Genomic DNA, 25,752 nt, shown 5'->3' with positions numbered 1-25,752 from the left:
CGATGTCGACACCTGGATCACTGGTCACCGAGTTGACCATCGGCCTTGGACTCGCGCCGATGGCGACGACCAGCTAGCCCTGATACATAGCCTGCTGCTGGCGCTGCGGCTCGTCGGAGCACGTCGCGGTTCTCAGCACCCGCGATCAACCAGAGCAAGGCGGCATAGACGGCTCCCCCGACGAGCGCGACTGGCAAGGCAAACACCCAGGCGGCGCCCGCAACGTTCGCCCACGTGGTCGTCTGAAGCAGCACGATCGCAACTATAGGAGGAGCGATCGCGACCCCGCATCGCGCAACCTGACCGAGGTAACTCCAGACTCGCAATCCTATATATCGGTGCAGCAGCACTAATCGCAATGGCCACGTGAGGACCCGCGAAAGCCTCGAGAGCGCGACGCCGACGATCCCGAGAGGTAGCAACAGGAAGACCGCGACAATACCAAGCCCCGCCTGCAGGACCGCAAGCCCGAGCGCAGCGCGGGCGTGGCCGGTCGAAAGCATAACGGGTCGATCGAAATACATGATCGTCCCGAATGCCCAGCCCGGCGCAAGTATCCACATCAGCGGCACGGCTGCTTCCCACCCGGGGCCAAACAGCAACGGCACGAGTTGCGGGCCAAGTACGGCGACAAAAGCAAAGAACGGAAAGCTCACGGCGGCAGCCGCAAACGTGAGTTGCCGAAAGATGCGATTGAGCCGCGGAAGATCGTCCTGCACTCGAGAGAAAGTGGTGAGCGATATGCGCGCAATTACCGAAGTCACAAGCTCGATGAGAATTGTTCCGATCCGCTGAGCGAGGTAGTAGTAACCGAGGTCGCTGGATGTGAAGAACACGCCGATCAGGATTTTGTCTATGTTCGACTGGATCGCGTCCAATAGTTCGATACCCAGGACGCTCGAGCCCACTTTCCAGAGACCGCGAAGTGATGAAATCGAGAACTCGAATCGAGGACGCCATTCCGAGGCGGCCCACAGGGTGACAACCGCCGCGATTGCCGCTGCGAGCGATTGCAACGCGAGCGCCCACACGCCGCCCCCCAGCACCGCGACCGGAATGGCAACCATAGCCCCGGCGAAGGTCCCCGCGGACTGACGGATCGAGAGCGACTTGAAGCGGAACTCGCGTTCAAGAAGCGCTGCTGGCGTTCCCGAAAGCGCACCGATCGGCAGCACTAACCCCATCACGTAGAGGACAGGCGCAAGCTCAGGTTCGCCAAGCGCTGACGCCACCGGTACTGCCGTCAGGGCGAGAAGCCCGTAAACGGACAGAGCGATGGCAATGGACGTCCAGAACGCGGTTGAGGCATCCTTGGGCGATAGCTCGCGCCGCTGGATAAGCGCCTTGCTGAACCCCGAATCGACGAATACCTGCAGCACCGCAATGATCGAAGTTGCGAGAGAAATCAGACCGAACTCGCTTGGTTCTAGAAGGCGCGCAAGCGTGGCGAACACCGCGAGTGTAATCAACCGCGACGACCACCGCTCGGCGAGTACCCAGCCGATTGACTGAGAAGCCTTGCGCCCTAGGCCGTCGGCGTTGGTCATTTCGCCCCGAATACACGCTTGACTCCCGCGGAAAGGCGCTGAAGCGCAATCATCCCTGTCTGGAGCACCGCCAGGGGGCCGATCGATCGCCAAATCCTAATGGCGGCCCCCAGCTGCGGCCGCACCCCGAATTCATCGATGAACTTTCGATCCAGCGGGTGTGCGAGGCCCTTCATAGCCGTGCCGGAGTGATTCTCACCAGTATCTACTTGGTAGACCGCGGCCCTCATCGGATATCGCTCTAGGACCCGACCATGCGCCGCATGCCATTCCCGGGCGTCATGGTGCGCCCCGAGGATCGTCTCAAGTCGCTCGCCAAAGGCATCTGCCACCATCTGCTGACTCGCCGTAATCGCCAGACCCTCCGGAACTCCGTAGGCCTCAAACGGCAAAATAAAGCTGGTCCCGCACGTGCGATTGAACTTCGCCTGTCTGCGATAGGCGTTTCGGGCGCGCGAATACTTCCAACCCCGCTCAATGACCCAGCCGCTATGCCCCGGACGCGCGGTTACGTACTCAGCGATCCCCGAGTGCACAAAATCGTCGGCGTCGAAAATCATGACGTGATCTGGCCTGAACTCGCGCGCCTTAGCCAGACCGATACCTATCTTCGTGCCTTTGTCCCACACGAACGGTCCACGAGCGGTCCGTGGCCCATCCGGCGGCGCTGGCGGCGGGAAGTCAACCGGGACGAAGTAGGCACGCTCAGGAAGCTCGAACGCCGGGCGCTTATTACCAACCACGATCACCACAAACTCGCGGTTGGTTTGGCGTGTGACCGATTCGAGCGTTTCGGCCAACAGAGCCTCGACCCGTGAATAGTCGTTGGAATTCTGCGGGTGCCGCAGCGATGTGACGAAGGCGAGCATCATTCAACCAACAATTCTCTCGCCCTCATTCGGGCGGCCTCGAGACTTGTTGCGTAGTGCGCAGTCGAAAGATGGCCCGAATACTCGTCGAAAACAGAACCGATCTTGCGATAGCTATTGTCGAGCGCGATGTGATTGATGCCGAGAAGGCCAGCGAGCACGTGGGCATGAAGTCGATCCACGACCAAGAGCTTTGAACCCGCATACAAACGCAGCGCAGTCGCGATGTTTAGCGCATTTATGTCGTGGATCGCCCTCTCAGCCAGTCGATGAAGAGTATTCAGACGCGCAGGGCTTGGCTTGCCGCTGAACCTCATGAGATTGGCGTCTAGCTTCACGATTGCCCGGTCAATCTTCCACCGCAAGCCTGCCGCACCGCCGATCGGGCCCCAGTCGGTGAGCACCAAGTTCGACACGCCGAGCCAGTCGCTGGGAACCTCGGCCAAGCCGGAGGAACTCTCGTGGTCTCGCCGTCCAATGACTACGACTCTGTCTGCTCTCGCAACGGAGAATCCTCGCGGCTCAAAACCAAACGCCATATCGAAGCAAAACTCAATCTGAACGTCAGGAAGGTCGACCATGGCGCGATCCATCGACTCTCGGTCTCGCAAAAGAGCCGTGAAATCGGGATGCGCGCCCATCACTGAGTTGGCCCGCGCCGCTGCCTCGCGCGAACCGAAGTACACGGACTGGGGCAGGAGAACGACGCGAAACTCTTGCAGCTCGGTCACGACCCGCTCGCGATGCAATTGATGGGTCGGCCATAGATCTCCGAAGTTTCCGCCGCCATGCAGGAGCACTACTCCCTCCGGCATTGCAGCCCGCAGGTCGCCTGGGTGGTATCCGCGGGAGTCGGCTATATAGCGGATTCGCAGGCCAAGCTTCTCAAGGTATGCGAGTTCGCCAGCCCATATGAGTGAGTCACCGACGTTGCGCTGATTCGGTACATCGAGGATGGCAACGTTTGTCGCGGGGCCGATGGCTCGCTTCAATGCCTCGATGGTGCTTCCCTGCAAGGTCTTCAGGTACGCGACATCACTCGTGCTCAACACGAGCGCTCCCTCGTGGACGGTGTTCCGGTTTTGCTCCCGATCCAGCAGGCCGATCTAGCGCTCAAAGCCGAGGAACGCCGCCTCGACCAGACCCTACGAGAACAGCCAGACGCTGCCTCCGGATACTTAGCCACGTACGTCGTCCCCCTTGGTAAGCAGATTCGCGAAGCTAGTTCTGGCCGCAAAGCGGCGAGTTGATTCCGGTTTACGTTCGGCAGACATACTCCGAGCTGGTACCAGAATGAGTCGCTCGACCTACCGTCAACCCCGCGCAGCGCCAACCCCCGAGCCGACTGGCCCTACAAACTACACACGCCATTTCATCCCCCATGAATGACCCGGGCTGCGAACCAGCCGCGCGCCTCGAATCTAGCAAAGCGCGCGAACTGAATGCCGTGTCGCCGCGCTGGGCCACCACATACTGAAGTCCTATGAAACTCGCTGGATCGCCACCTTCGACCGCCTCGGCACAGGTTCGAGTCTTGCAATCTGTCATCTGGAGCAAAGGAACGAACCCTTACGTACGACTTCTGGCCGAATCGCTGCCTGATGGAGTCTCGCCACTCGAGTTCTCCTGGCACCGGGCGATATTCGGGCAGTACGACATTCTGCACATGCACTGGCCGGAACACCTCATACGAAGCCAAACATCGCCACTCAAGAGTCTGGTGAAAACGGTCCTCGCCTCAGCCCTAGTGGCGAGGCTCCGGTTGACTCGTGAACCGATTGTGCGAACGTTGCACAACCTCGAACCACATGAGAAGTGGTCGAAGACGAGTCAGCGGCTGGGCCGTCGCCTCGATGCGATGACAACAGCATGGATTGCGATGGATCCAATCGATGCGACGAGCGTCGACGGCCCGGTTTATGTGATCCCCCATGGCGATTACGCTCCGATCTTCGGCAGCTACCCGGAGATCGCTCCGCATGAGGGCCTCATCGTGAACTTTGGGCATATTCGACGCTACAAAGGGCTCGAGCACCTCGTCGACGTAGTTCGAGACGCTCAACCGTATAGCCAAATCCGACTGAGAATCGTAGGGCCGTCGGATGATGCCGTACTAGTCGAGTCACTCGTGCAGAGTGCAATCCGTGAGCCCTGGCTCGACGTGGACCCGAGGCTGCTCTCCGATGAGGAGCTCGCGACATCTATTCGCTCTGCGGAATTGGTGGTGCTGCCATACGAACACCTCTATAACTCTGGAGCAGCGATGCTCGCTCTCACGCTTTCCCGGCCTATCCTGTTGCCCGAGACCCCCATGTCCACCCGGCTAAAAGCAGAAGTCGGAGATCAATGGGTGCATGTGTATAGCGGGGCGCTGAGCTCCCGGCACCTGCTCGATACGCTCGCCGTAGTCCGTGGCCGCCAGAAAGGCTCCCGCCCGGATCTTCGCATGCGCGACTGGGGCCTCCTCGGGCGGGAGTTTGCTTCGGTGTATCACGAGCGCCTAGCCGCGCCTCGCCGATAGCGTTGCACCGGGCTGCGCGGCCGCGGCGAAGCCCAACCCCAGAATCATCCAGAAGAGGGAGGGCGTCGGCGGCAGCCAGAACCCACCTTCGATAAACGATGCAACGGCGTAAACCATGATTCCAAAGCCCACCCCGATGGCCACACGGTCGACAGACTTGAGGAGGCTGTGAATTGAACGAACCAGTATCGCAACCAGCAACGCCAAGGCGATGAGACCGCCAGCCAGATAGACCGCGGCGTAGGTGATCTCATACGCACCGCCCTCGTACTCGCTAATTCCTTGCGGGCCAAAGAACACGGCGATCGGGTTAGTGATCGTACTTTCAATTAGTTGGGTAAGGCGAGGCGTCCGTCCCGAAAGGCGCGTTAGATAGTCCACGTTCGAACCGAACAGCCTGTCGGTCACCTGAGGAAACGCACCAAAGAGTGCAGCGCCAGCGATGATCAGAGCAATACCAGCGAAAATGCGAGCGGCGGCGGCGGCGGCGGTGGCCGACTTCGTAAAGACGAATCGAAATGCCAGGTACGCAGCCACTCCCAGCCATGCGCTTCGGGAGAGCGTAAGCATGGCAACAGCAACGAATGCGACGAGCGCCGGAAGCTTCCACTGGCGCCGCACAACCTCATACACGACAGGGAAGATCAGCAAGAGGTTCACACCAAGCAGATTGCCGTTCTGATACGTGGAGAAAAGCTTCGACCCTGACCCAACCCGATTGTGTTTCTGGAGGTACCATTCGGCACCGGTCTGATAGTCAGTGAGATTAACCGTGATTCCGGGGATCGCTACTGCGTTTACGCCAAGAATGTACTGGAGCACTGCGTAAGCGGTCACCAGTACGAACCCGACCACAAGGATCTTCACCGCAATTTCGATTTCTCGGCTTGTTGTGAGGGCATTCGAGACTAGGACAAAAAGCATCGGGCCGACGACGAGTCCCCAAACGTACTCGATGCGGACTTCTCCCAGCATCCAGTCGATGAGGCTCCGGACGCCCATATACCCGCTAAGAACCATGATCAAGGTCGTGACAGGCGTGAAATTGATTCGCCTGCCCGCGAGGAACGCAAATAGGCCGACGATGAGGGCCAAAACGCAGACGATGGTCCCAGCCGTAACTGGAACGTCGCCAACCTTGACGCCTGCTTTTGGAACGACGACGTTGACCGCGAGCGAAGCGAAGATCAATCCGACCGCTATGCGTTTCGTTAGCGACTGCCGCGGCTGCAACTCGACCAACGGCGCATTGGCCCGCCGACTCATCCTCGACCCCGCATCACAGACGCATGAAGTTCTTGAATTGCATCGTCGAGTGCCGGCACGGTCACCTCGTCCACGAACGCTGCGGCTCTCTGCCGCCCCAACTCGACGAATCCAGTCCGCACCGACTTCACTTCGCTCAATTGCTGAAGCCCGTCTGCAAGCGATTCGGCGCTATTCGCTTCGACGAGCAGCCCGCTCACGCCGCCTTCGGTGATCTCGATGGGCCCGCCGATATTCGTCGCCACGACCGCGAGCCCAGAACTCATCCCTTGGATCAGGACCTGTCCAAAGGGTTCCGGCGTGACGTTTGAGCTCACAAGTACGTTGTGGGTATTGAGAAGCGTTGTGACATCGCTTACCTGCCCTACAAATGAAACGTCGGATCGGAGCGCGGCGGCCATCCGCCGGACCTGTTCCTCATATTTCTTGCTCTGAAAGAGCGCGCTGCCCGCAATGGTGGCTGTAAACCTCACCCCCCGTTCCTCGAGGATTCTCAATGCTTCGATGAGAACATGCGTGCCCTTCCACGCCGCGATTCGGCTCAGAGAGAGAATCGCAAGGCTCTCCGAAGGTGTCGCCGGGAGGGATCCTCCGCACCGGGTCCCGCTCACTGGATAGGCGACACGGACAGGCCGCGCACCGAGGGCCGCTGGAATGGTGGAAGCCGTCCACGCTGAGTTTGCGAGGAACGCATCGAAGCTGCGCGCCACCACCCGTGCCAGGAACCACCACCGGACAGCCGAAAGTCGCTCTCGGTTGAGATCGTCTCGAAGGTAGAGAACCCGTACCCCGTTGCCCCGCGGCGCAAGGACCATGGCGGTCGCGGCCTTCATGCTGTTTGCAACGACCACGTCGTACGAACTGTGTCGGAGGCGAGCGATCAGTCTTGGCGTCCGAAGAAGCCCGAACCACCTTCCGGTTGGTTCGCCCAAGGTCTCAACATGTACTGACTGATCCGAGAGCCGTTGGCTGACGGGGCCGGATTCCAGGAAGACAATTCGACGATCGTGGCCGCTGTCGGCACCAAGGTAGCGCTCGATGCCAAGCTGTCCACCGCCGGGTTGGCCAGTGTGTTCGACGAAAATGACGCGTAGTTTGTCGGCTGCACTTGCGTCAGGCAATTGAGGCCTCCCGCCATCGAACAACGTTCGCGTCGAACTCTTCGACATCGAACGCCTGGACACCCATCCGCAGTGCGTCCCGATCCGTGGAAAGAGCGTCCTTCAGCGCCCTCTGTATCCCAGCTTCGGAGTCGTCTCGCAAGACAGCACCGCCTCCCAACATCTCAACTGGCTCTCGTGCCCCCCCGATCGCGTTGACGATCACGGGGGTGCCGGCGGCCATGGCCTCGACCGGCATGATGCCAAAATCCTCGATCGCGGTGAATACGAACACGAGCGCTCGTTCGTACAACGCGTAGAGCAGCCAATCCGATGGTTGGTCCACAAACCGCACCTCTGCGGCCGAACGCTCCGCAGCTTGCCGGAGATACCGGCTATCTGGCCCTGATCCGGCGATTACCACAGGAATTCGTGTGATCTCGCCGATCCGAATGGCATCTTCCAGACGCTTGTACCTGACAAATCGAGAAGCGCTGAGTATGAACTCATCCGGCAGGTTCGCGAGCACATCGTGATCTTGGTCGGTGAGACGCTGGCTCCACGCGTCGCGATCCTGAATTGCCTTCACGGAAACCGGCGGATAGATGACGCTCGCGGTTCTCCCCCACGCCCGCCGAACTCGTTGCGCGACGAATATGCTGTTGGCCGCGATACTCGTCGCTTCCTGGGCTCGTCTTGCATCGATTCCGCGTAGTGGTGACGCTACCGCCCGGAACAACGGCGAGCTCCCTCGCGGATCAAGATCCGGCTCCCAAAGATACCGAGCCGGCGTGTGCGCATAAACAAGCTTCGGAGTGCGTGGATTCCTTGCTTTGGTTCGCACGTGATGGGCGAACGCATGAGAGCTCACGAGCACCCACTCCGCATCTTCACTTCTGGTACGCCAAGCTAGCGCGGCGGCCGGAAGCGCTAGCGCTTTCGATCTACGCAACGGCGTTCGTGACAGCCACGATTCCCGAATCCGCGCGCCGTCGAATCGTTGCGCAGCGTTGTTCCACAAACACAACACTTCGCTCTCCGGATACAGGGCGATGAATCGCTCGAGTACGTTCTCCGAGCCACCGGTTGGTTCAATCCACTCGTGCACTATGAGACCACCCACGCGCTACCCAGCCTCGGAGCCCGGGGCGAGAACCGCGCGGAACGTCCGCCAGAGGATCGCGAAGTCGCCCGTGATCGACCAGTTCTCGACGTAGTACAGGTCGAGGCGCACGCTCTCCTCCCAAGAGAGCGTCGAGCGACCGCTCACTTGCCAGAGCCCCGTCATTCCGGGTTGGACGAACAGGCGCCGCCCTGCCGCCCGGTCGTAGAGTTCGACCTCTGCGCGACGTTGCGGCCGTGGTCCGACGAGGCTCATCGTGCCGTGCAGCACGTTGAACAGCTGCGGCAGTTCGTCGAGCGAGTACTTGCGCAGCACCCGTCCGATGCGTGTGACCCTCGGGTCGTTCTGCACCTTGAAGAGCGGTGCCGTGTCGGTTCCATTCGCGGCGAGCAGCCCGGCGAGCTCCGCGTCCGCGCCGTCGCCCATCGAGCGGAACTTGAGCATCGTGAACGGCCGCCCCTTGAGCCCGACACGCTCCTGTCGATAGAACACCGGTCCAGCCGAGGATGTCTTGACCGCGACCGCGAGCACCACGAACAACGGTGAGAGCACGACCACGAGCGCGAACGCCACGATGAGGTCGAACACGCGCTTCGCGACGAGCTTGCGCCCCTCGAACTTCGGCGTCTCGACGTGCATGAGCGGCAGCCCGGCCACCGGGCGCGTATGGATGCGCGGGCCGCCGATGTCGATGAGGCTCGGCGCGACGACAAGGTGTTCCGCGCCGGGGTTCAGCCCCCAACTGAGTTCCTTCACCCGCTCGGGTCCGAGCTCGTCGGCGCTCGTGATGATCACCGTGTCCGCCCCGAAGTCGCGCATGACGGCGAGCGCGTGGTTCACGCCGTACTCGACCGGGATCTGCGTGCCGGGCAGGTAGGCGCCGCCATGCCCTGGCACGCATGCCCCGGCGACGCGATAGCCGGCTTCGGGCATCCGCGCGAGCTCGCGTGCGATCAGGGTGACGGATTCCTCGGAGCCGACCAGCAGCACCCGCGACGAGTACTCGCCCCGCTTGCGCATCACGCCGAGCCATTGGCGCCACATCCAACGCGAGAACAGGAGCACGAGCACCCCGAGCGGGAAGGAGACGAGAATGTACCCGCGGCCGATGTCGACCTTGAAGAGGAACGCCACGATCGCGACGAGGCCGAAAAGTCGCAGTGCGGCATCAGCCACGGCTCGGTACTCCTGCGTGCCGAGACCGAGCACTCGCGGTGAGCGCGTGTCGTACAGCTCGAGCGCGAGCATCCATGCTGCGACGATGATCAGTGACACGATCGTGTAGCTGACGGCGATGTCACCGCGAGAGCCGCTGAAGCCGGTGGCCGTATAGTCGAGGCCGACCCAGGCGATCTGCGTGCCGAACACCACCCAGAGCAGCACGAGCAGGTCCGTGATTCGCACACGGCTCGCCAGTTGCGACGCCCATGCCGTGGTCGACATCGTCGCGGCTGCGTAGAAGCGGCCCATCACCACGTCGCACCCCCGTCTGCCGAGCGGGCGAGCACTCCCCCGGTCCAGGCCCACAGGGTGCCGTCGGGCGCGACATCGATCGCGGTGGTTCCGGGCGCGGGGTCGGCCTCGAGGCAGGCGCCCGGTTGCGGTTCGTCTTCGGCAGCGGGGTCGACGACGGCGATGCGGATGCCGCGGCATCCGTCGCCCGTGACCGCCACGAGGTAGCCGGTGGGCCCGCCGGCGAGCGCGACCGCACCCGACGCGGTGTCCGCCGACCACGTGGCGCCGACATCGGCCGTGATGAGCAGCTCGCCCGAGGCGCACAGCACGGCGGCCGAGGTCAGCGCCGAGCCCGCGACCTGCACGGCGCCGGCGTCGGCCTCGCACGGCGCCGAGTCGCCGTTCGGTCCGACGACGCGCCCGCCGTCGAGGTACCACGCGGGTTCGGCCTCTCCCGTCGGTTCCCAGTCGTCGCCCTGCACGTAGCTGCGGTAGCGGCCGAGGGCGCAGGCCGGGTCGCGGGCCACCATCGTGACGATGTCGCCCTCGCTCGCTTCGACGGACTGCAGCTCGGTCAGGCCCTCCGTGAAGCCCGCGGTCCAGGTGGCACCGCCATCGACGGTCACCTCGATCGTGGCCTCCGCGGCCTGACAGGTGCCGGTCGCACCCCGGTAGGCGGTGTTCGCGTCGAGCGCGGCGATCATCACGGTCGGGCGGATGCCGGTGGCGGGCGCCGGCTCGGTCGGCGCGGTCGCTGCCGGGGCATCCGTCTGGGCGGGCGACCCGCTCGGCAGAGCCGGGATCGTGGGGAGCACCTCGCGTTGCGGCGTGCTCGACTCCGGGCGAACCGACGCCAGCGCCCACCACACGAGGGCTGCGTCGACGAGCACGAACACGACGATCGCCGCAACGGCCCAGGGGGCGGTGGCGAGACGTGCCTGCGGGGAATCGCTACGAGCCACCGCGACCACCCGGCACCGACGTCGTGGCGAGCGCGGACACGATGGACTCGACGGCTTCGTCGATCAATCGTCCGGCCTCGTCGTACACCGCGTCGGGCGCGCGGTACGGATCGAGGATGTCGTCGTCGTTCGGGTCGGACGGCGGTGGCGCGAGGCCACGGGATCGTGCTGCGGCATCCGTCGCCCGTTGGAGGCGGTCGGCGATGCCGGGGTGGGTGGGATCGAGGCCCTGGGGTGCGGGACTCGACGATGGGCGGTTCAGGATGAGGTCTGCGGATGCCGCGTCGAGGTCGGCGTCGAGCTCGCCCTCGTCCGCCAGGTAGGCGACCACCCGGGCGAACTCCCGCAGCGTATACGCGCGCCGGGCGGCACGTGGCACGAGCTCGGCGACCTGGGCGCGATGCGCGCGGGTCGCCGTGAGCACGAGGTCGGCGTCGAGCACGAGCTGTTCGGTGAGCTGCCGTGCGGCGTGTCCGGCGGGGTCGGCACCGTAGCGCACCGAGAGCATGGCGGCCTCCGGCGTCATGGGGTGGCCGACGAGCGCACCCGTGCCGGCGCTCGAGACCGAGACCCCTTCGGCGCCGGCATCCGCGAGGCGGGCGGCCAGCACCTGCTCGGCCACGGGCGACCTGCAGATGTTGCCGGTGCACACGACGAGCACGTTCACGCGCCGGCCGCCGTCTCCGCCTTCGGCGCAGGCTCCGCACGCTCCGCGGCCGGCACGGGCGCTTCCTCCTTCGGGGCGTATCCGTAGCCGTAGCCGTACCCGTATCCATAGCCGTAGCGGCCGTAGCCGTAGGCGTCGGGGCCCTTGGTCGGCAGCATCGTGAGCACGATGCCCGACACGTTGGCGTCGACGTTCTCGAGCACGGCGAACGCACCCTTGACCTGGCCCTTGTGCGCGCGCCCCACCGCGACCACGAGGATCGCCCCGCCCGCGGCGCGCGTCAGCACCGCGGCATCCGTCACCGGCAGCAGCGGCGGCGCATCGAAGAGCACGACGTCGAAGGCGCGGTTCAGCTCCTTGACGGTCTCGGCCATGACCACGGAGCCGAGCAGCTCGCTGGGGTTGGGTGGCACGCGACCCGCCGGCAGCACGTACAACTGGCTGCGACCCCACGGCTGGATGACGTCCTGCAGTTCGGCACGGCCGATCAGCAGGTCGGTGAGCCCGACCGCACCCTCGATGCCGAGGTACGACGCGACCTTCGGACGCCGAAGGTCGGCGTCGACGAGCAGCACCCGGGCACCGGCATCCGCCAGGGCGATCGCGAGGTTCGCCGCCGTCGTCGACTTGCCCTCCGACTCGATCGACGACGTCACCACGAACGACCGCTCGGGGCGGCCGGCGTCGAGGAACTGCAGGTTCGTGCGCAGCGCGCGGAACGACTCCGCGCGAGGCGAGTGCGGGTCGGCGTGCACGATGAGCGGGCGTTCCTTCGCCTTCGGGTCGTACACGATGCCGCCGATCACCGGAGTGTCGGTGACCTGCTCGAGGTCGCGCTCGTTGCGGATGCGCGTGTCGAGCGTCTCGCGGAGCACGGCCGCGCCGACGCCGAGCGCGAGCCCGATCAGGCCGCCGAGCGCGATGTTCAGGGGAACGTTCGGGCTCACGGGCTTCTGCGGCACGGCTGCGTGCTGCACGAGCGTGAGTCGCACGGGCGAGGTGCCGGTCGCCGCGCTGTCGGCACCGGCGACACCCTCTGCACCGGTGTCGGCCGCGGCCGGGTCGCCACCGGTCGGACCCGTGGTCTCGATGGCCGCGACGACATTCGTCAGGCTCTCGGAGATGGCCGTCGCGACCTCGGCGGCGAGGGCCGGGTCGGCGTCGGTGACCGTGATCTCGATGAGCGTCGTGTCGGGCAGGTTGACGGCGGTGACCTCGCGCGCGAGTTCGTCACTGGTCATGTCGACCTGCAGCGAGGCGATCGCCGGCAGCAGCACGATGGGCGTCGACACGAGGTCGGCGTACGTCTTGACGCGCTGCTGCGTGAAGGTGTTGCCCTGGGTCCGCTCGCCGATCGAGTCGCCGCTCGACGTCGACACGAACACCTTCGCCGACGAGCTGTACAGCGGCGTCTGCATGATCGAGAACACGGCACCGGCGGCGACGCCGAGGAGCGTGAGCAACGCGATCAGCACCCAGCTCTGCCGCAAGATGCGGATGTAGTCGCGTAGTTCCACGTGTTCAGGCCCCGTCCCCGCAGCGTGCCGAATCGTGACACGGATACGCTAAGCCCCGTGGCACCCTCTCAACATGCCCCGGGGAGTGGGGGTGTGTCAACAACCGACACTCCCTCTTTCGGCGGCGCCGACGACTCCGCCGTGCGCTGGGGCGTGACGGATGCCGCCGTCGGCATCCTGCTCGCGGCCGCCTGCTCGCTCGGCTGGGCCTGGCTCACCCGCACCGTCGTCATCGACGAGTGGCTGCAGGTGCTCGGTGCCTACCTGGCCGTCTGGGTGCCCCTCGTGCTCGTGCTCTGCATCGCGGATGTCGCGCGCGGCCGTCGATCGTTCGCCGCCGACTTCGGGCTGCGCTTCCGCTTCATCGACCTGCTCTGGGGTGTCGGCACGGGCCTCCTCGTGCGCGGACTCGTGACCGTGATCGAGCTCGCCTGGACCGGACGCACCTCGCTCGACGGCGGCGTGCTCGCCCTGCCCACCGGGTTCGCCTTCTGGTTCGGCCTCGTGCTCGCACCCGTGCTGCTGGGGCCGCTCATCGAGGAGACGTTCTACCGCGGGCTGGTGCAGCGAGCCGTGCAGCGTCGCACCCGCGCGCGGGCGGCCGTCGCGGCATCCGTCGCCGTCGTGGTGAGCGCGCTGGTGTTCGGGCTCGCCCATCTCGCCCAGGGCGCCGCGCTGTCACCGACCGCCGCCGGCGTCGCCTTCGTGAGCACGTTCGTGTTCGGCCTGGCTGCCGGCGCGCTCGCGGCCGCGACCGGCCGGATCGGCGGCGCGATCATCGCCCACGTGGTGTTCAACGGGCTGCTCGTGCTGGCGATCGTCACCTGAGGGCCGCGTGCGCGCGTCGCTCAGTGGCGGCCGTTCAGCACGCCGCCCGACTCCTCGAGGTAGCAGACGCCGCAGAGCGACTCGTAGGTGACGGTCTGAGCGCCGCTCGCGCTGAGCTCCGTCGAAGCGTCGATCGCGACCTGGTCGCCGTCGAACACGAACCGGCCGTCGATCGTGCGCCCGTTGAAGATGGCCTTGCGGCCGCAGCGGCAGATCGTCTTCAGCTCTTCGAGGCTGTGCGCGACCTCGAGCAGGCGACGACTGCCGGGGAACGCGACCGTCTGGAAGTCGGTGCGGATGCCGTAGGCCAGCACCGGGATGCCCTCGATGAGCGCGATGCGCAGCAGGTCGTCGACCTGCTCGCCCGTGAGGAACTGCGCCTCGTCGACGAGCAGGCAGCTCACGTCGCGACCGTTCTCGGCCGCCGAGATCGCCCGGCGCTGCTCGAACAGCTCGCGCGCGTTCGCGTCTGGAGCGATCACGAAGTCGACCTCGCGCACGACGCCGAGCCGCGAGACGATGTCGCGATCGCCCTTGGTGTCGACCGAGGGCTTGGCGAGCAGCACGCCGTGCCCGCGCTCCTCGTAGTTGAACGCCGCCTGCAGCAGCGCGGTCGACTTGCCCGAGTTCATGGCGCCGTAGCGGAAGTACAGCTTCGCCATCAGGCGCTCCGGACCTTCGACGGACGGACCTCAACCGATGACATGACGAAACTCCACCGTGACATTCTCCCCCGTCGTCGCGACTTCCGCAGCCAGGCCGACCGCGCGCGCGACCGCGGCGAACCGTTCGATCGACCGGCGGTTCGGCGGCTCGACGCCGAAGACCGCGTCGACCGCGATCCGGACCACGCGCCCGCGCGCGGACTCGGTGTCCTCCCGATCGACGGCCACGCGGATCGACGCAGCCCGCCCGTCGCCGGCGAGCCAGTTCAGCAACGCGGTGAGCGCCGCCCGCTGATCGTCGCGCAGGCTCGCCACGGCCGTGTCGGCCTGGACGATCTCAACCGGCACCCCCTGCCGACGCACGAGATCGGCTGCCAGGTCGCTCAACCAGGTCGTCGCGATCTCCTCGCGGAGGGTCGCCCGCAGCGCCTCGGCCAGTTGCCGGGCGCGGTCGGCGTCCGCGACGGACACGCGTTCGACGTTCAGCATGGCGGCGAGGAACGGGAGCACCTCGCGGCGCAGCACCGCGACACTGCCGTGATCGACGGAACTCGCGAGCCCGGCACGGAGCTCGGCGTCTCGCTGGAGCAGCACTCGGTTCGCCTTGCGCTGCCATTCGAGCGTGATGTGCACGATCGACCAGGAGTACCCCGCCGCTGCGGCACTCGCCACCACAGTCGGCAGCACGTAGACGAGCACCATCACCACGACGGGCAGGTCCTGCCACACCGGCCTGGCACGGTCGGCCATGAGCACCGAGAGCACCGCGGTCGACAGCGCGCCGGCGGTGAGCAGCGTGGTCCAGCTGCAATACGGCGCGAGCGAGACCATCAGGATGCCGATGACCATCGGGCCGAAGTCGTCGTAGAGGGAGCGGTCGTTGCCGATCGTGCTGAGGTACTCGGCGACCGCGGCGCCGACCCCGAACACGACGACGATCCAGAGGCGCTCCGGCGTGAACGGCGCCCGCGACGGACGCGTGGCGACGGTTGCCGTCACTGCGGCGATCACGACGAGCACGATGGCCGCGATCGCCGCCACCGGTGAGACCACCTCAGCCCAGTGCGCGACGGTCATGAGGACCGCGGTGAGGGTCGCGACGACACCGCCGAAGTGCGGCAGGATCGACGACGAGGCGAGTGCGCCGATCGGGTCGATGTCCTTCGGGGCGAGGCGGGCGGTGCTCATGCGCCTCCCTCGGGAACCGTGAGCACGACGGTCGTGCCGACGCCGATCGCCGACCACACTCGGGCGGTACCGCCCTCACGCTCGATGCGTGCGACGACGTCATCGCGGAAGCCGCGCCGGCCGGCCGGGATGCGGTCGACGTCGAACCCTGATCCGACGTCCATGACCGCGACGGTCACCTCGCCGCCGCCGTAGCCGATGATCATCTCGGCCTCCTGCACCCTTGCGTGCCGCGCGACGTTGCGCAGGCATTCGGCGACGGCCGTGTCGAGTTCGGCTGCACGGCGTGGCCCGAGGTGCGAGAGCACCGCGAGGTCACCTGTCATCTGCACGTCGAGGCCCTCGTCGGCGGCGGTCGCGAACGCCAGGTCGAGTACGGGCGTGACGTCTGCATCGCCGCTCGCCCTCGGTGCCGATGCGACCTGCTCGCCGCGGTGCTGCGCCATCCAGTCGCGCCCGACGAGCAGTTCGAGGTCTTGACGGATGTCGGTGCGCAGGCGCTCGTCGACCGGTCCGGAGCCGGCCGACGCGATCGCGAGCAGGTGGCCCATCGCGGTGTCGTGCAGTCGTGTGACCGCCTCGAGTTCGTGATCCCGACGGGCCGTGGCCTCGCGCGCGGCGACGTTCGCCCGCACCAGGGCCGCCTGACGGCGAAGGCCCCCGCGCCGCGTCAGGCCGTCGACCCCGCGGATGAGCATGACGAAGACGGCGACGGCGGTCGCGGCGGTGTTCACCTGGAACGCCGAGTCGCTCAGCATCGCACCGACGAACGTGGCGAGCTGGCTCGTGCCGTACCCGATCGCGGCCCAGATGCAGGCGATCACCGACGCGTTGCCGGCCCCGCCCACGAGCACCAGGGCGATGCAGGGAATCGCGATGACCGCGTTGTCGGTGCTGCCGAGGTCGTAGTCCGCACTCATCGCGAGCACGGTCAACCAGACGGTCGCCCCGGCGCCGACGACGAGGTAGAGCAAGGTCGACGTCACCGTGCGATGCAACGCCACGACCGACAGCAGGCCCGCCATGATCACCGTGAGCCCCGCCGCGATCCAGCCCGACGGACGACCGCCGACGGCGAGGGCGAGGGCGACGAGCGCGCCCATTCCGAGGTACACCCAGGCGGCGACATGGCCGGCGTGCACGATGGCGCGGCCCTCGGAATCACGCGACAGATCTCCGGGGAGCCCGAGCGTCATGGGCACCTCCGAGGGCTCGTGCCGAGTGGATCGGGTTCACACTGGACTCTCCGGATTATCCCAGAAATGGACTCGATTCCGTGCATGCGCCGTTCGTCGGATCGCCGCGCCCCTCGGCGACGGCGCTCATCGGCGCCCTCAGAACAGCGCGTCGGGTGTCGCGGCGAACTCCGTGCGCGACGCCGATCGGCGAGCTGCCGCACCGGCCATCGCGGCCGTCGTGGCCGCCGACCTGACCCCGCCCGTGGCGGGGTCCTCCTGCCCGCGGGCGAGTCCGTGCGCGCGCAGCAGCGGCGCCACCCGAGCGGCAAGCCACTTGCGGTACTCCTTCGGCGCGTAGGCGTTCTGGCCGTAGTACATCGACCGGTACTTCGTCACGAGTTCGGGGTGCTCGCGGTCGAGCCACTGCATGAACCAGGGTTTGACGCCCTGCCGCAGGTGCAGCGCCGAGTACACGACGCTCGTGGCACCGGACGCCTTGACCTGCCGCAGCGCCTCGTCGAGGTGAGCCCTCGTGTCGGTGAGGTACGGCAGGATCGGCATCAGGAACACCGTGCAGTCGAGCCCCGCTTCGCGCACCGCGGTGACCGTCGCGAGCCTCGCCTTCGTGCTCGGCGTGCCCGGCTCGATCGACTGCTGCAGTTCGTCGTCGTAGACCGCGATCGACATCGCCAGGTCGACCGGCACCTGCGTGGCCGCCTCGACGATGAGCGGCAGGTCTCGCCGCAGCAGTGACCCCTTCGTGAGGATGCTGAACGGGGTGCCACTCGAGGCGAGCGCATCGATGATGCCCGGCATGAGCCGGTACCGCCCCTCGGCCCGCTGGTACGGGTCGGTGTTCGTGCCGAGCGCCACGGGCTCATGACGCCACGACCGCTTCGCGAGCTCGCCGGCGAGCACCTCGGCGACGTTCACCTTCACGATGATCTGCCGGTCGAAGTCGTCGCCCGCATCGAGGTCGAGATACGTATGCGTGGGCCTCGCGAAGCAGTTGTGGCTCACCACGCCGTTCGCGATGAAGTCTCCGGTCGACGTGGTGATGTCGAGCAATTCCCGCTCACCGGGCAGCGGCTCAATCGAGACCACGCGCAGATCGGCCTTGCTCTTGATCGCCGCCCCGACGAGAGCGAGCTTGCGCGTGATCGCCGGTTGTGCGATCGAGAAGAAGGCGCTCCTGGAGGGAAGGCCCCCTGTGACCCGAATGTTGGCGACCCCGATCGAGTTGGCCTTTTCACGGACGAACGGAACCATGAACCGCACCAGCGCCTGCTCGATGGCGACGAGGATCGCTTCGTCTTTGTTCGAGATGCGGAGGATGCCACGGCTGCACGACCCCTCGGCATCGAAGATGCCCCCCAGATATCCTGCCGCCCACTCATCGCACGGGTCTTGCGGCCAGGAGATCAGGCGTGAGATCGACTCGTGGTCGGCACGACGGGCGGTACGGATCGCGGACATCGGACGACGCGTCGCGCTGGCCGGAGCGAACTCGAACGACTTCGTCGTGATGCCGAACCGCTCGAGATAGGCGCGCGTTCGGACGAGCGCCTCGGGGTCTGCGAGTGCGAGCCGGAACTGGTGGACGTTGTTCGGGGTTCCGCTCGGTCGCGTGTATGTACGCGCGAACAGCAGCCCGTCTCCTCGGATCATGCCAGCGAGATATCCCATCGCGTAGCGGTCGGAGTCGATCGAGATCTCAGGACGACCGCCGGCTCGGCCGAACCCCATGAGCGAGTTCCCGGTGGTGAGGTACGGCCGCTGACCCGGACCGCTCATGGCCCCAGTGACGTGCTTCCAACCCCGCTCCGTCAAGAACCGGTGGTCGCCGCTCGCGATGATCGCTGTGCCATCGGCGAGCGTGATGCGGTAAGCCTGCTTCCGGGTCGACCACTTGGCGAGGACCGTCGCGGGCGTGTACCGCCGGTATCGCCCGTCGACGCGGGTGCCGATCACTTCCTCGCCGACCTCGAGATCGCGGAGCAGTTTCTCGCGCCCGTCGCTCATCGTGATGACGGTGTCGGGGTCTAGGCAGTAGACGCAAGCATGGCTGCAGCCCCGGTAGGGGTTGACGGTCCAGCTGAACGGCATCGACGACGGGCCCGGCACGTGGTTGAGCGCAGACTTCGCGAGCACCTCGTGAAAGGTCATGCCGGCGAACTCGGGCGTCTGCACGGTGCGCACGAGGTTGTTGAGACGGGCGAGACCGGGCAGGGTGCCGGCCTGGTCGACCCCCAACTGCTGCCCGCTCCACCTCATGCAGACATTCGAACACATGTTCGAATCAACCGCAAGCCAGCGCGCGGGGCCTGGGATCTGCATCACGGCGCGGACGCGAATGGGCGCCATTCGCACCGCGACGCGACCCTTCGCGTCCGCGCAACGGGTGGCGAGGGCCGATGCACGGCACAACGGGGCGGGGCTACGAGCGGCGCGCCGCGACATCCGGATGCCGCGGCGCGCCGCTCGTCAGGCCGGAACCGGGTCGGGCACGACGACTCGGGCCGCCAGCACCGGCCGGCCGCCCGTCAGCTCGAGCCGATCGCCCGACCACCGACGACGCAGCCACCGGTCGTGGCTGGCGAGCACGACGGCGCCCGGATACGTGCCGAGCGCGTGCTCGAGGTCGGTCGCGAGCGCGAGCGAGAGGTGGTTCGTCGGCTCGTCGAGGAGGAACAGGTGCGGCGGCCTCGCGATCACGAGGGCGAGCGCCAGGCGCCGCTGCTGCCCGACCGAGAGCGCGCCGACGGGCCGCGACTCGTCGCGCGGCGCGACGAGCCCGAGGCTCGACAGCGGCACCTGCTCAGCGCGCCGCTCCCCCAGGGTGCGCTCGTAGACGCGCCGCGCCGCAACCTCGGGCTCGGCGAAGCGTACGTCCTGCTCGAGCAGCTGCACGCGCAGCCCCCTGCGCCGCTGCACCGAACCGCGGTCGAGCCGCTGCGTGCCTGCGAGCACGTTGAGCAGCGTCGACTTGCCCGCGCCGTTGTCACCCGTCACGAGCAGCCGCGCCGTCGAGGGCACCTGCAGCGACGGCACCTCGAGGCGTCCTTCGACCGCGGCATCCGTCAGTTGCGCGAGCAGGCCGGATGCCTCGTCGAGCGCCTGCGAACCCTGCGGGATGCCCGCGAACGCGAGCGGCGACGGCGGCTTCTGCACCTGCTCGCGCTCGAGCACCTCGAGGCGCTGCTCGGCGTTGCGCACGCGCCGCGCGACCGTGCGATCGACGTTCTCGCCCTTGAAGTGGCGGATGAACTTGTCGTTGTCGGTCGCGGCCCGGCCGTGCGCGACGTTCCGCGCCGCGCCCCCGCCACTGTTCGCGACGAGCGCGCGGAGCCCGGCGAGCTCCTGCTGCTCGACCTCGAACTGGCGCTGCCAGCGCTGCCGCTCGTCGGCCTTCACCGAGAGGAACTCGGTGAAGCCACCGCCGAACACCGTGCCACCGGATGCCGCGAGCAGGTCATCGCTCGTGATGCGGGTGCTCGCATACGTCGACGGACCCGAACGCCCGCGGGTCGCCTGCGGCTCGGCCACGGCGAGCGCGCCGCGCCGCCCCGGATCGAGGTCGAGCAGGCCCGTCGCGACGCGATCGAGGAACTCCCGGTCGTGGCTCGCGAACAGCACCGGCCCGCGCCAGGCGCGCAGCCTCGACTCGAGGAACGCCGCGGCGTCGTCGTCGAGGTGGTTGGTCGGCTCGTCGAGCAGCAGCGCGTCGGGCGCCCGCAGCAGCAGCGCCGCGAGGGCGAAGCGACTGCGCTGGCCGCCCGACATCTCGTCGACGCGGCGGTCGAGGCCGAGCGAGCCGACCCCGAGCCCGTCGAGCAGCTGGTCGCGCCGGGCGTCGGCACCCCACACGTCGGCATGCTCGGCCGCGTCGAGGGCGGCCGCGTACCGGTCGGCGGATGCCGCGGCCGCGGCCTCGTCGTTCGAGAAGCCGCCGCCCGACGCGCCGTGCGTGGCGCCGCCGGTGTCGAAGCCCGCACCGGCGCCCGCACCGGTGCCCGCGAGCGCCGCCGCAGCCGCGTCGAGCTCGCGCTCGATCGCCCGCACGTCGTCGAGCGCATGCTCGAGCACGTCGCCGATGCGGTCGCCCGGCGCGAACGGGAGCTCCTGCGTGAGCAGCCCCGTTCGTCGCGGGCGGCTGACCCGGCCGTCGCCCGTCACGTCGGGTGCCGGCGTGGGCGGCCCGCCCGCGGCATCCGTCGCCTGCGACAGGGCGATCAGCCGCAGCAGCGTGGACTTCCCGACGCCGTTCTCGCCGATGAGGCCGAGGCGCTGGCCGGGAGCGACCGAGAAGCCGAGATCGCTGAACACGCGGCGATCGGGGTAGTGCGCCGACAGGTCGTCGACGCGGAGATAGGAGGAATACGAGACGTGTACCGACATGCGGAACGCCCTTTCACGAATGCTCCCGGGCCGTCGACGGATGCCGCGCGCAGGCGGTCGGTCGAGCGGTGCACCGCACGGATCCGCCGCACGCGCATGGCAGCGCCGACGACCCGGGAGCGGAGAAGGAATCCCGCCGGGCATTGCCGAGATGGATGCAGCCGTCACCGTCGCGAACAGTGGAATGGGTACACCCGATGTCTACGGCGCCTCAGGCGCGGGACGGTGGGAGTACTCACTTCATAGCGGGGTCGACGATAGCAGACGTCGATCCGAAAAGTACAGGGCGCCGACGCGAACCGCCGGCGAATGCCTACGCCTGGAGCTGCAGCGTCTTCGCCGTCTCGGCGAGCGAGGCCTCGGCGGCCGCCGGGTCGCCCGAGAGCGTCGTGCCGTAGCCCGGGATCATCTCGCGGAGCTTCGGCTCCCACTCGGCCATGCGGTCGGGGAAGCAGCGCGCGAGCACGTCGAGCATGATGGGCGCGGCCGTCGAGGCGCCGGGCGACGCGCCGAGGAGGCCGGCGATCGTGCCGTCGGCGCCCGTGATGACCTCGGTGCCGAACTGCAGGATGCCGCCCTTCTCGGGGTCCTTCTTCATGACCTGCACGCGCTGGCCGGCCGTGATGAGCTCCCAGTCCTCGGTCTTCGCCGTCGGCATGAACTCGCGCAGGGCCTGCATCTTCTTCTCGCGGTTGGCCATGAGCTCGCCGACGAGGTACTTCACGAGGTCGAAGTTCTTCAGGCCGACCTGGATCATCGGGCCGAGGTTGTGCAGGCGGATCGAGAACGGCAGGTCGAACCAGGTGCTCGTCTTCAGGAACTTCGGCGTGAAGCCGGCGTACGGGCCGAAGAGCAGCGCGGTCTCGCCGTCGACGACGCGCGTATCGAGGTGCGGCACCGACATGGGCGGTGCACCGACGGCGGCCTTGCCGTAGACCTTCGCCTGGTGCTGGGCGACGAGCTTGGGGTTCGTGGTGCGCAGGAACTGGCCCGAGATCGGGAATCCGCCGAAGCCCTCGATCTCGGAGATGCCCGAGTGCTGCAGCAGGGCGAGTGCGCCGCCGCCCGCGCCGACGAAGACGAAGCGCGCGTTCACGGTGCTGGGCGTGCCGCCGACGAGGTGCTTGACGCGCAGGCGCCACGTTCCGTCTTTCTGGCGCTTCAGTCGCGTGACCTGGTGGTTCGTGTGGATCTCGGCACCGCGCTCGGAGATGTCCGTGAAGAGGTACTTCGTGAGCGCTCCGAAGTCGACGTCGGTGCCCGAGACGATGCGCGTGGCGGCGACCTTCTGTTTGGGGTTGCGCTTCTTCGCGAGGAGCGGGGTCCACTCGGCGATGCGCTCGAGGTCCTCGGTGTACTCGAGGTCGGGGAACAGCGGCTGGTCCTTCAGCGCCGCGACGCGCTTCTTCAGGTACTCGATGTTCGCCGCACCGCGCACGAACGTCATGTGCGGTGCGGTGTTGATGAAGTTGTGCGGCTCGGGCAGCGCGCCGGTCGAGACGAGGTACGCCCAGTACTGGCGGCTGATCTGGAACTGCTCGTTGATCGAGACGGCCTTGGCCGCGCTCACGCTGCCGTCGGGGTTCTCGGGCATGTAGTTCAGCTCGCAGAGCGCGGCGTGGCCGGTGCCCGCGTTGTTCCAGGCGTTCGAGCTCTCTTGGGCGACCTCGCCGAGGCGCTCGTAGACGCGGATGGACCAGTCGGGCTGAAGCCTGGAGATGAGGGAGCCGAGCGTCGCGCTCATGATGCCCCCGCCGATCAGGACGACGTCGACCGTTTCCGCTGAATTCACGGATTCCAGTGTATGCGCCGTCGCGGGTGCCTCGGACCACGGCAGCTCGACGTCGAGAGAGTCTCGAATGCGGTGCTGATCGGCCACGATCAGGGCGAGCGGATGCCGCGGGCCGGCGTGGTGCACACGGCGGGCGGATGCCCCGAACGACCCGAGCGGCCGCGACGCGCCCCACGCGCGTGCGGCCGCTCAGCCCCCCACCGGCACCGACGCACCCGTCGACGCCGCGACCTCGTCGCGGGCGCGCACGAGCGCATCGGGGCCGGCGCCCCCGGACTCGAGCGCGAGCAGTGCAGCGCCGATGATCGGCGCGCTCGCGAAGAACTCGAGCACAGCCCCGGGCGCGATCGCGGCAAGCCCCGCCGCGACGCGCCCGAGCATCCGGGAATCGCCCGAGCGCACGACGCCACCGCCGAGGACGACGGGCACCGCGCGATCGAGCAGGTCGAGTCTGGTGAGGCAGGCCCGCGCGAACGCGAGGATCTCGTCGGCCTGCCGGTCGACGAGTGCCCCCGCCACCGCGTCACCGCCGCGCGCCGCCTCGAAGACGACGGGCGCGAGGTCGGAGAGCTCGGCGGTCGAGCGGCGCCCGAAATGCAGGTCCTCGATCAGGTCGGACAGGGATGCCGCGCCGAGGCGTTCGACGATCGCGGCCGTCAGCACGGTCGGCTCGCCCCGGCCGTCGACCTCGCGCGCGGCATGCCAGAGCGCCTGCTCCCCCAGCCCGGAGCCGCCGCCCCAGTCACCGGAGATCGGCCCGAGCGATGGGAACCGGGCCGAGGCGCCGTCGGCGCGAACGCCGATCGCGTTGACCCCGGTTCCGCAGACGACGGCGATCGCGTCGGGCGCATCGGTGCCCGCGCGGAGCAGCGCGAAGAGGTCGTTGTCGATCACGGTCGACGGCGACGCCCACGCCAGCCAGTCGATCGCCGTGCGGTACCGCTCGATCTCGACGGGCAGGTCGAGGCCAGACAGGTAGAGGTCGACCTGCAGCACGGGCCGCCTGGCCGAGACCGCGCTGACGAGCTCGTCGACGACGGCGACGGATGCCGCGAGCCCCTCGAGCTGCGGACTCGAACCCGGTCCCCGGCGATGCGCGACGACCCGCCCGTCGAGCGTCAGGGCGACCGCGTCGGTCTTCGACCCGCCGCCGTCGACCGCGACGACCACGGGTGCCGAGTCGGACGCGCCGGCTCGCCGCAAACGGCCCGCCGCGGCATCCGCAGCTCGAATGCCGATGCCCCGCCCTGCGCCTGCGCCCGTGCCCCCGCCCGAGCCCGCGCTCATGCCCACTCCAGGAATCGTTCGTTCTCGGCGAGCAGCAGGTCGGTGAGGCGTTCGGCGCGGTCGTGCTGCAGCACGAGCGGGTGCGCGCGCATCGCCCGGAGCACCCGGTCGCGCCCGCCGTGCACGGCGGCGTCGAGCGCGAGCCGCTCGTAGCCGGCGACCGAGGCGATGAGGCCCCAGATGTCGTCGGGCAGCGGGGCGACGGGCTCGGCGGTGAACCGCCCGTCGCGGAACACCGCGGGCACCTCGATCACGTGGTCGTCAGGCAGGAAGGGCATCACGCCGTCGTTGCGCAGGTTCACCACGCGCGACCGCGACGTGCCGTCGCGCATGGCGGCGAGCAGCTCGATCGCGGCCTCGGAGTAGAACGCGCCGCCGCGGCCCTCGAGCGCCGCGGGCTTCTCGCGCTGCGACGCGTCGGCGTAGAGGTCGAGCAGCTCGCGCTCGATCGCCTGCACCGCCTCGGCCCGCGTCGGCGACGAGCGCTGCTCGCGCAGCACCTCGTCGTGCGCGTAGAAGTACCGCAGGTAGTAGGAGGGCAGCACGCCCAGCTGCGCGATGAGTTCCGGCGCGAGGTGCACGTCGCCGGCGAGCTCTCCGAGCCGGTCGCGGAGCAGCCCGGGCAGCTCGTCGCGGCCGTCGACCTGCACGCTGCGCTCCCAGGTGAGGTGGTTGAGGCCGACGTGTCCGAGGCTCACGCGGTCGTGCTCGACGCCGAACACCGACGCGAACCGACGCTGGAACCCGATCGCGACGTTGCAGAGGCCGACGGCGCGGTGCCCGGCCTCGAGCAGCGCGCGCGTCACGATGCCGACCGGGTTGGTGAAGTCCACGATCCACGCGTCGGGCTTCGCGTGCTCGCGTACGACGTCGGCGATGCGCAGCACCACCGGCACCGTCCGCAGTGCCTTGGCGAGCCCGCCGGGGCCCGTGGTCTCCTGGCCGATGCAGTCGACCTCGTGCGGCCACGTCTCGTCGGCGTGCCGGGCGTGCTGACCGCCGATGCGAAGCTGGATCAGCACCGCGTCGGCATCGGCGACGCCGGCCACGAGGTCGGTCGTGCCCACGACGCGGCCGGGGTGGCCGGCATGCGCGAGCATGCGCTGCGACATGCCGGCGACGAGCGCCAGCCGCTGCTCGTCGGGGTCGACGAGCACGACCTCGTCGATCGGCAGCACCTCGCGCAGGCGGGCGAAGCCGTCGATGAGTTCGGGGGTGTAGGTCGAGCCGCCGCCGACGATCGCGAGCTTCATGCGTCCTCCTCAGGTCGAGTGGGTGGTGTTCGTGGATGGTTCCGGGCGCGACGGCGCGTTCGAACGACCGTTTCCGGGATCGACGAGCGGTGCGCCGAGCGCGCAGGGCGAGCGGATGCCGCATCCGCACGCCTAA

The 25,752-nt window shown here is 67.5% G+C and carries 20 protein-coding genes; 2 read left to right on the top strand and 18 right to left on the bottom strand.

The features are described 5' to 3' along the window. Positions 1 to 17 precede the first annotated feature (17 nt). Genes ATC03_RS05620 through ATC03_RS19730 form a run of 3 tightly spaced genes read right to left on the bottom strand, consistent with a single transcriptional unit; the run spans position 18 to position 3,465 of the window. Complete coding sequence (locus ATC03_RS05620) at positions 18 to 1,547, bottom strand: lipopolysaccharide biosynthesis protein (protein WP_074400980.1); 1,530 nt, start codon at positions 1,545 to 1,547, stop codon at positions 18 to 20. Next, positions 1,544 to 2,419: a glycosyltransferase family A protein gene (locus ATC03_RS05615; protein ID WP_152030881.1), complete on the bottom strand. Its 876-nt coding sequence runs from the start codon at positions 2,417 to 2,419 to the stop codon at positions 1,544 to 1,546. Before ATC03_RS05615 ends, ATC03_RS05620 begins: the two co-directional genes overlap by 4 nt. Further along, complete coding sequence (locus tag ATC03_RS19730) at positions 2,416 to 3,465, bottom strand: polysaccharide pyruvyl transferase family protein (RefSeq protein ID WP_161490318.1); 1,050 nt, start codon at positions 3,463 to 3,465, stop codon at positions 2,416 to 2,418. The genes ATC03_RS05615 and ATC03_RS19730 overlap by 4 nt, the downstream gene beginning before the upstream one ends. 485 nt (positions 3,466 to 3,950) lie before the next feature. Between ATC03_RS19730 and ATC03_RS05610 the strand changes: the two genes are divergently transcribed. Next, complete coding sequence (locus tag ATC03_RS05610) at positions 3,951 to 4,937, top strand: glycosyltransferase family protein (RefSeq protein WP_152030880.1); 987 nt, start codon at positions 3,951 to 3,953, stop codon at positions 4,935 to 4,937. Here the strand turns inward: ATC03_RS05610 and ATC03_RS05605 are convergent. The 7 genes from ATC03_RS05605 to ATC03_RS05575 form a co-directional block, all read right to left on the bottom strand. Further along, a complete protein-coding gene (locus ATC03_RS05605; RefSeq protein WP_152030879.1) occupies positions 4,917 to 6,179 on the bottom strand; it encodes an O-antigen ligase family protein in 1,263 nt (420 codons plus the stop codon). The genes ATC03_RS05610 and ATC03_RS05605 overlap by 21 nt on opposite strands. A 20-nt stretch (positions 6,180 to 6,199) precedes the next feature. Beyond that, on the bottom strand, positions 6,200 to 7,372 hold the full coding sequence (locus ATC03_RS19725) for a glycosyltransferase family 4 protein (protein ID WP_084003314.1): 1,173 nt from the start codon (positions 7,370 to 7,372) through the stop codon (positions 6,200 to 6,202). Then, entirely contained in the window at positions 7,317 to 7,892 is a 576-nt protein-coding gene (locus ATC03_RS20520) for a glycosyltransferase (protein ID WP_161490317.1), read from the bottom strand. Before ATC03_RS20520 ends, ATC03_RS19725 begins: the two co-directional genes overlap by 56 nt. A gap of 537 nt (positions 7,893 to 8,429) precedes the next feature. Next, positions 8,430 to 9,869: a sugar transferase gene (locus tag ATC03_RS05590; protein WP_227820240.1), complete on the bottom strand. Its 1,440-nt coding sequence runs from the start codon at positions 9,867 to 9,869 to the stop codon at positions 8,430 to 8,432. Positions 9,870 to 9,895: 26 nt separating this feature from the next. Further along, entirely contained in the window at positions 9,896 to 10,843 is a 948-nt protein-coding gene (locus tag ATC03_RS05585) for a hypothetical protein (protein ID WP_152030878.1), read from the bottom strand. Beyond that, positions 10,833 to 11,510 carry an arsenate reductase/protein-tyrosine-phosphatase family protein gene (locus ATC03_RS05580; RefSeq protein ID WP_084003312.1) on the bottom strand — a complete coding sequence of 226 codons (678 nt, stop codon included), beginning with the start codon at positions 11,508 to 11,510 and terminating at the stop codon, positions 10,833 to 10,835. Before ATC03_RS05580 ends, ATC03_RS05585 begins: the two co-directional genes overlap by 11 nt. After that, complete coding sequence (locus ATC03_RS05575) at positions 11,507 to 13,027, bottom strand: tyrosine-protein kinase domain-containing protein (protein WP_067874155.1); 1,521 nt, start codon at positions 13,025 to 13,027, stop codon at positions 11,507 to 11,509. Before ATC03_RS05575 ends, ATC03_RS05580 begins: the two co-directional genes overlap by 4 nt. Before the next feature lie 93 nt (positions 13,028 to 13,120). On the opposite strand from ATC03_RS05575, the gene ATC03_RS05570 reads away from it, so the two are divergent. Continuing rightward, on the top strand, positions 13,121 to 13,855 hold the full coding sequence (locus ATC03_RS05570; RefSeq protein WP_161490316.1) for a CPBP family glutamic-type intramembrane protease: 735 nt from the start codon (positions 13,121 to 13,123) through the stop codon (positions 13,853 to 13,855). A 20-nt stretch (positions 13,856 to 13,875) separates the two neighbouring features. On the opposite strand, the gene ATC03_RS05565 is transcribed toward ATC03_RS05570, so the two are convergent. The 8 genes from ATC03_RS05565 to ATC03_RS05530 form a co-directional block, all read right to left on the bottom strand. Next, positions 13,876 to 14,517, bottom strand: a complete 642-nt coding sequence (locus ATC03_RS05565; protein ID WP_055855900.1) for a thymidine kinase — start codon at positions 14,515 to 14,517, stop codon at positions 13,876 to 13,878. Between the two features lie 30 nt (positions 14,518 to 14,547). After that, positions 14,548 to 15,708 (bottom strand): hypothetical protein, encoded by a 1,161-nt coding sequence (locus ATC03_RS05560; RefSeq protein WP_067874148.1) that lies wholly within the window; start codon positions 15,706 to 15,708, stop codon positions 14,548 to 14,550. Continuing rightward, positions 15,705 to 16,904, bottom strand: coding sequence for a sensor histidine kinase (locus ATC03_RS05555; protein ID WP_067874145.1), 1,200 nt, complete (start codon positions 16,902 to 16,904; stop codon positions 15,705 to 15,707). The genes ATC03_RS05560 and ATC03_RS05555 overlap by 4 nt, the downstream gene beginning before the upstream one ends. A gap of 138 nt (positions 16,905 to 17,042) precedes the next feature. Beyond that, the gene (locus ATC03_RS20200; protein ID WP_179947902.1) at positions 17,043 to 19,160 is read right to left on the bottom strand and encodes an intein-containing Rv2578c family radical SAM protein; all 2,118 of its coding nucleotides are present in this window, start codon (positions 19,158 to 19,160) and stop codon (positions 17,043 to 17,045) included. A gap of 210 nt (positions 19,161 to 19,370) precedes the next feature. Next, entirely contained in the window at positions 19,371 to 21,284 is a 1,914-nt protein-coding gene (locus ATC03_RS05545; protein ID WP_067874139.1) for an ATP-binding cassette domain-containing protein, read from the bottom strand. Positions 21,285 to 21,597: 313 nt separating this feature from the next. Continuing rightward, positions 21,598 to 23,076 (bottom strand): malate:quinone oxidoreductase, encoded by a 1,479-nt coding sequence (locus ATC03_RS05540; protein ID WP_074401130.1) that lies wholly within the window; start codon positions 23,074 to 23,076, stop codon positions 21,598 to 21,600. A gap of 189 nt (positions 23,077 to 23,265) precedes the next feature. Further along, entirely contained in the window at positions 23,266 to 24,363 is a 1,098-nt protein-coding gene (locus ATC03_RS05535; protein ID WP_084003694.1) for an N-acetylglucosamine kinase, read from the bottom strand. Beyond that, positions 24,360 to 25,616 carry a family 4 glycosyl hydrolase gene (locus ATC03_RS05530; protein WP_067874136.1) on the bottom strand — a complete coding sequence of 419 codons (1,257 nt, stop codon included), beginning with the start codon at positions 25,614 to 25,616 and terminating at the stop codon, positions 24,360 to 24,362. The genes ATC03_RS05535 and ATC03_RS05530 overlap by 4 nt, the downstream gene beginning before the upstream one ends. Between the last annotated feature and the right edge of the window lie 136 nt (positions 25,617 to 25,752).

Source organism: Agromyces aureus, from assembly GCF_001660485.1.
Classification (GTDB): domain Bacteria; phylum Actinomycetota; class Actinomycetes; order Actinomycetales; family Microbacteriaceae; genus Agromyces; species Agromyces aureus.
Note: the sequence above shows the minus strand (reverse complement) of the source record. Positions and strands in the feature narration are given on the sequence as shown.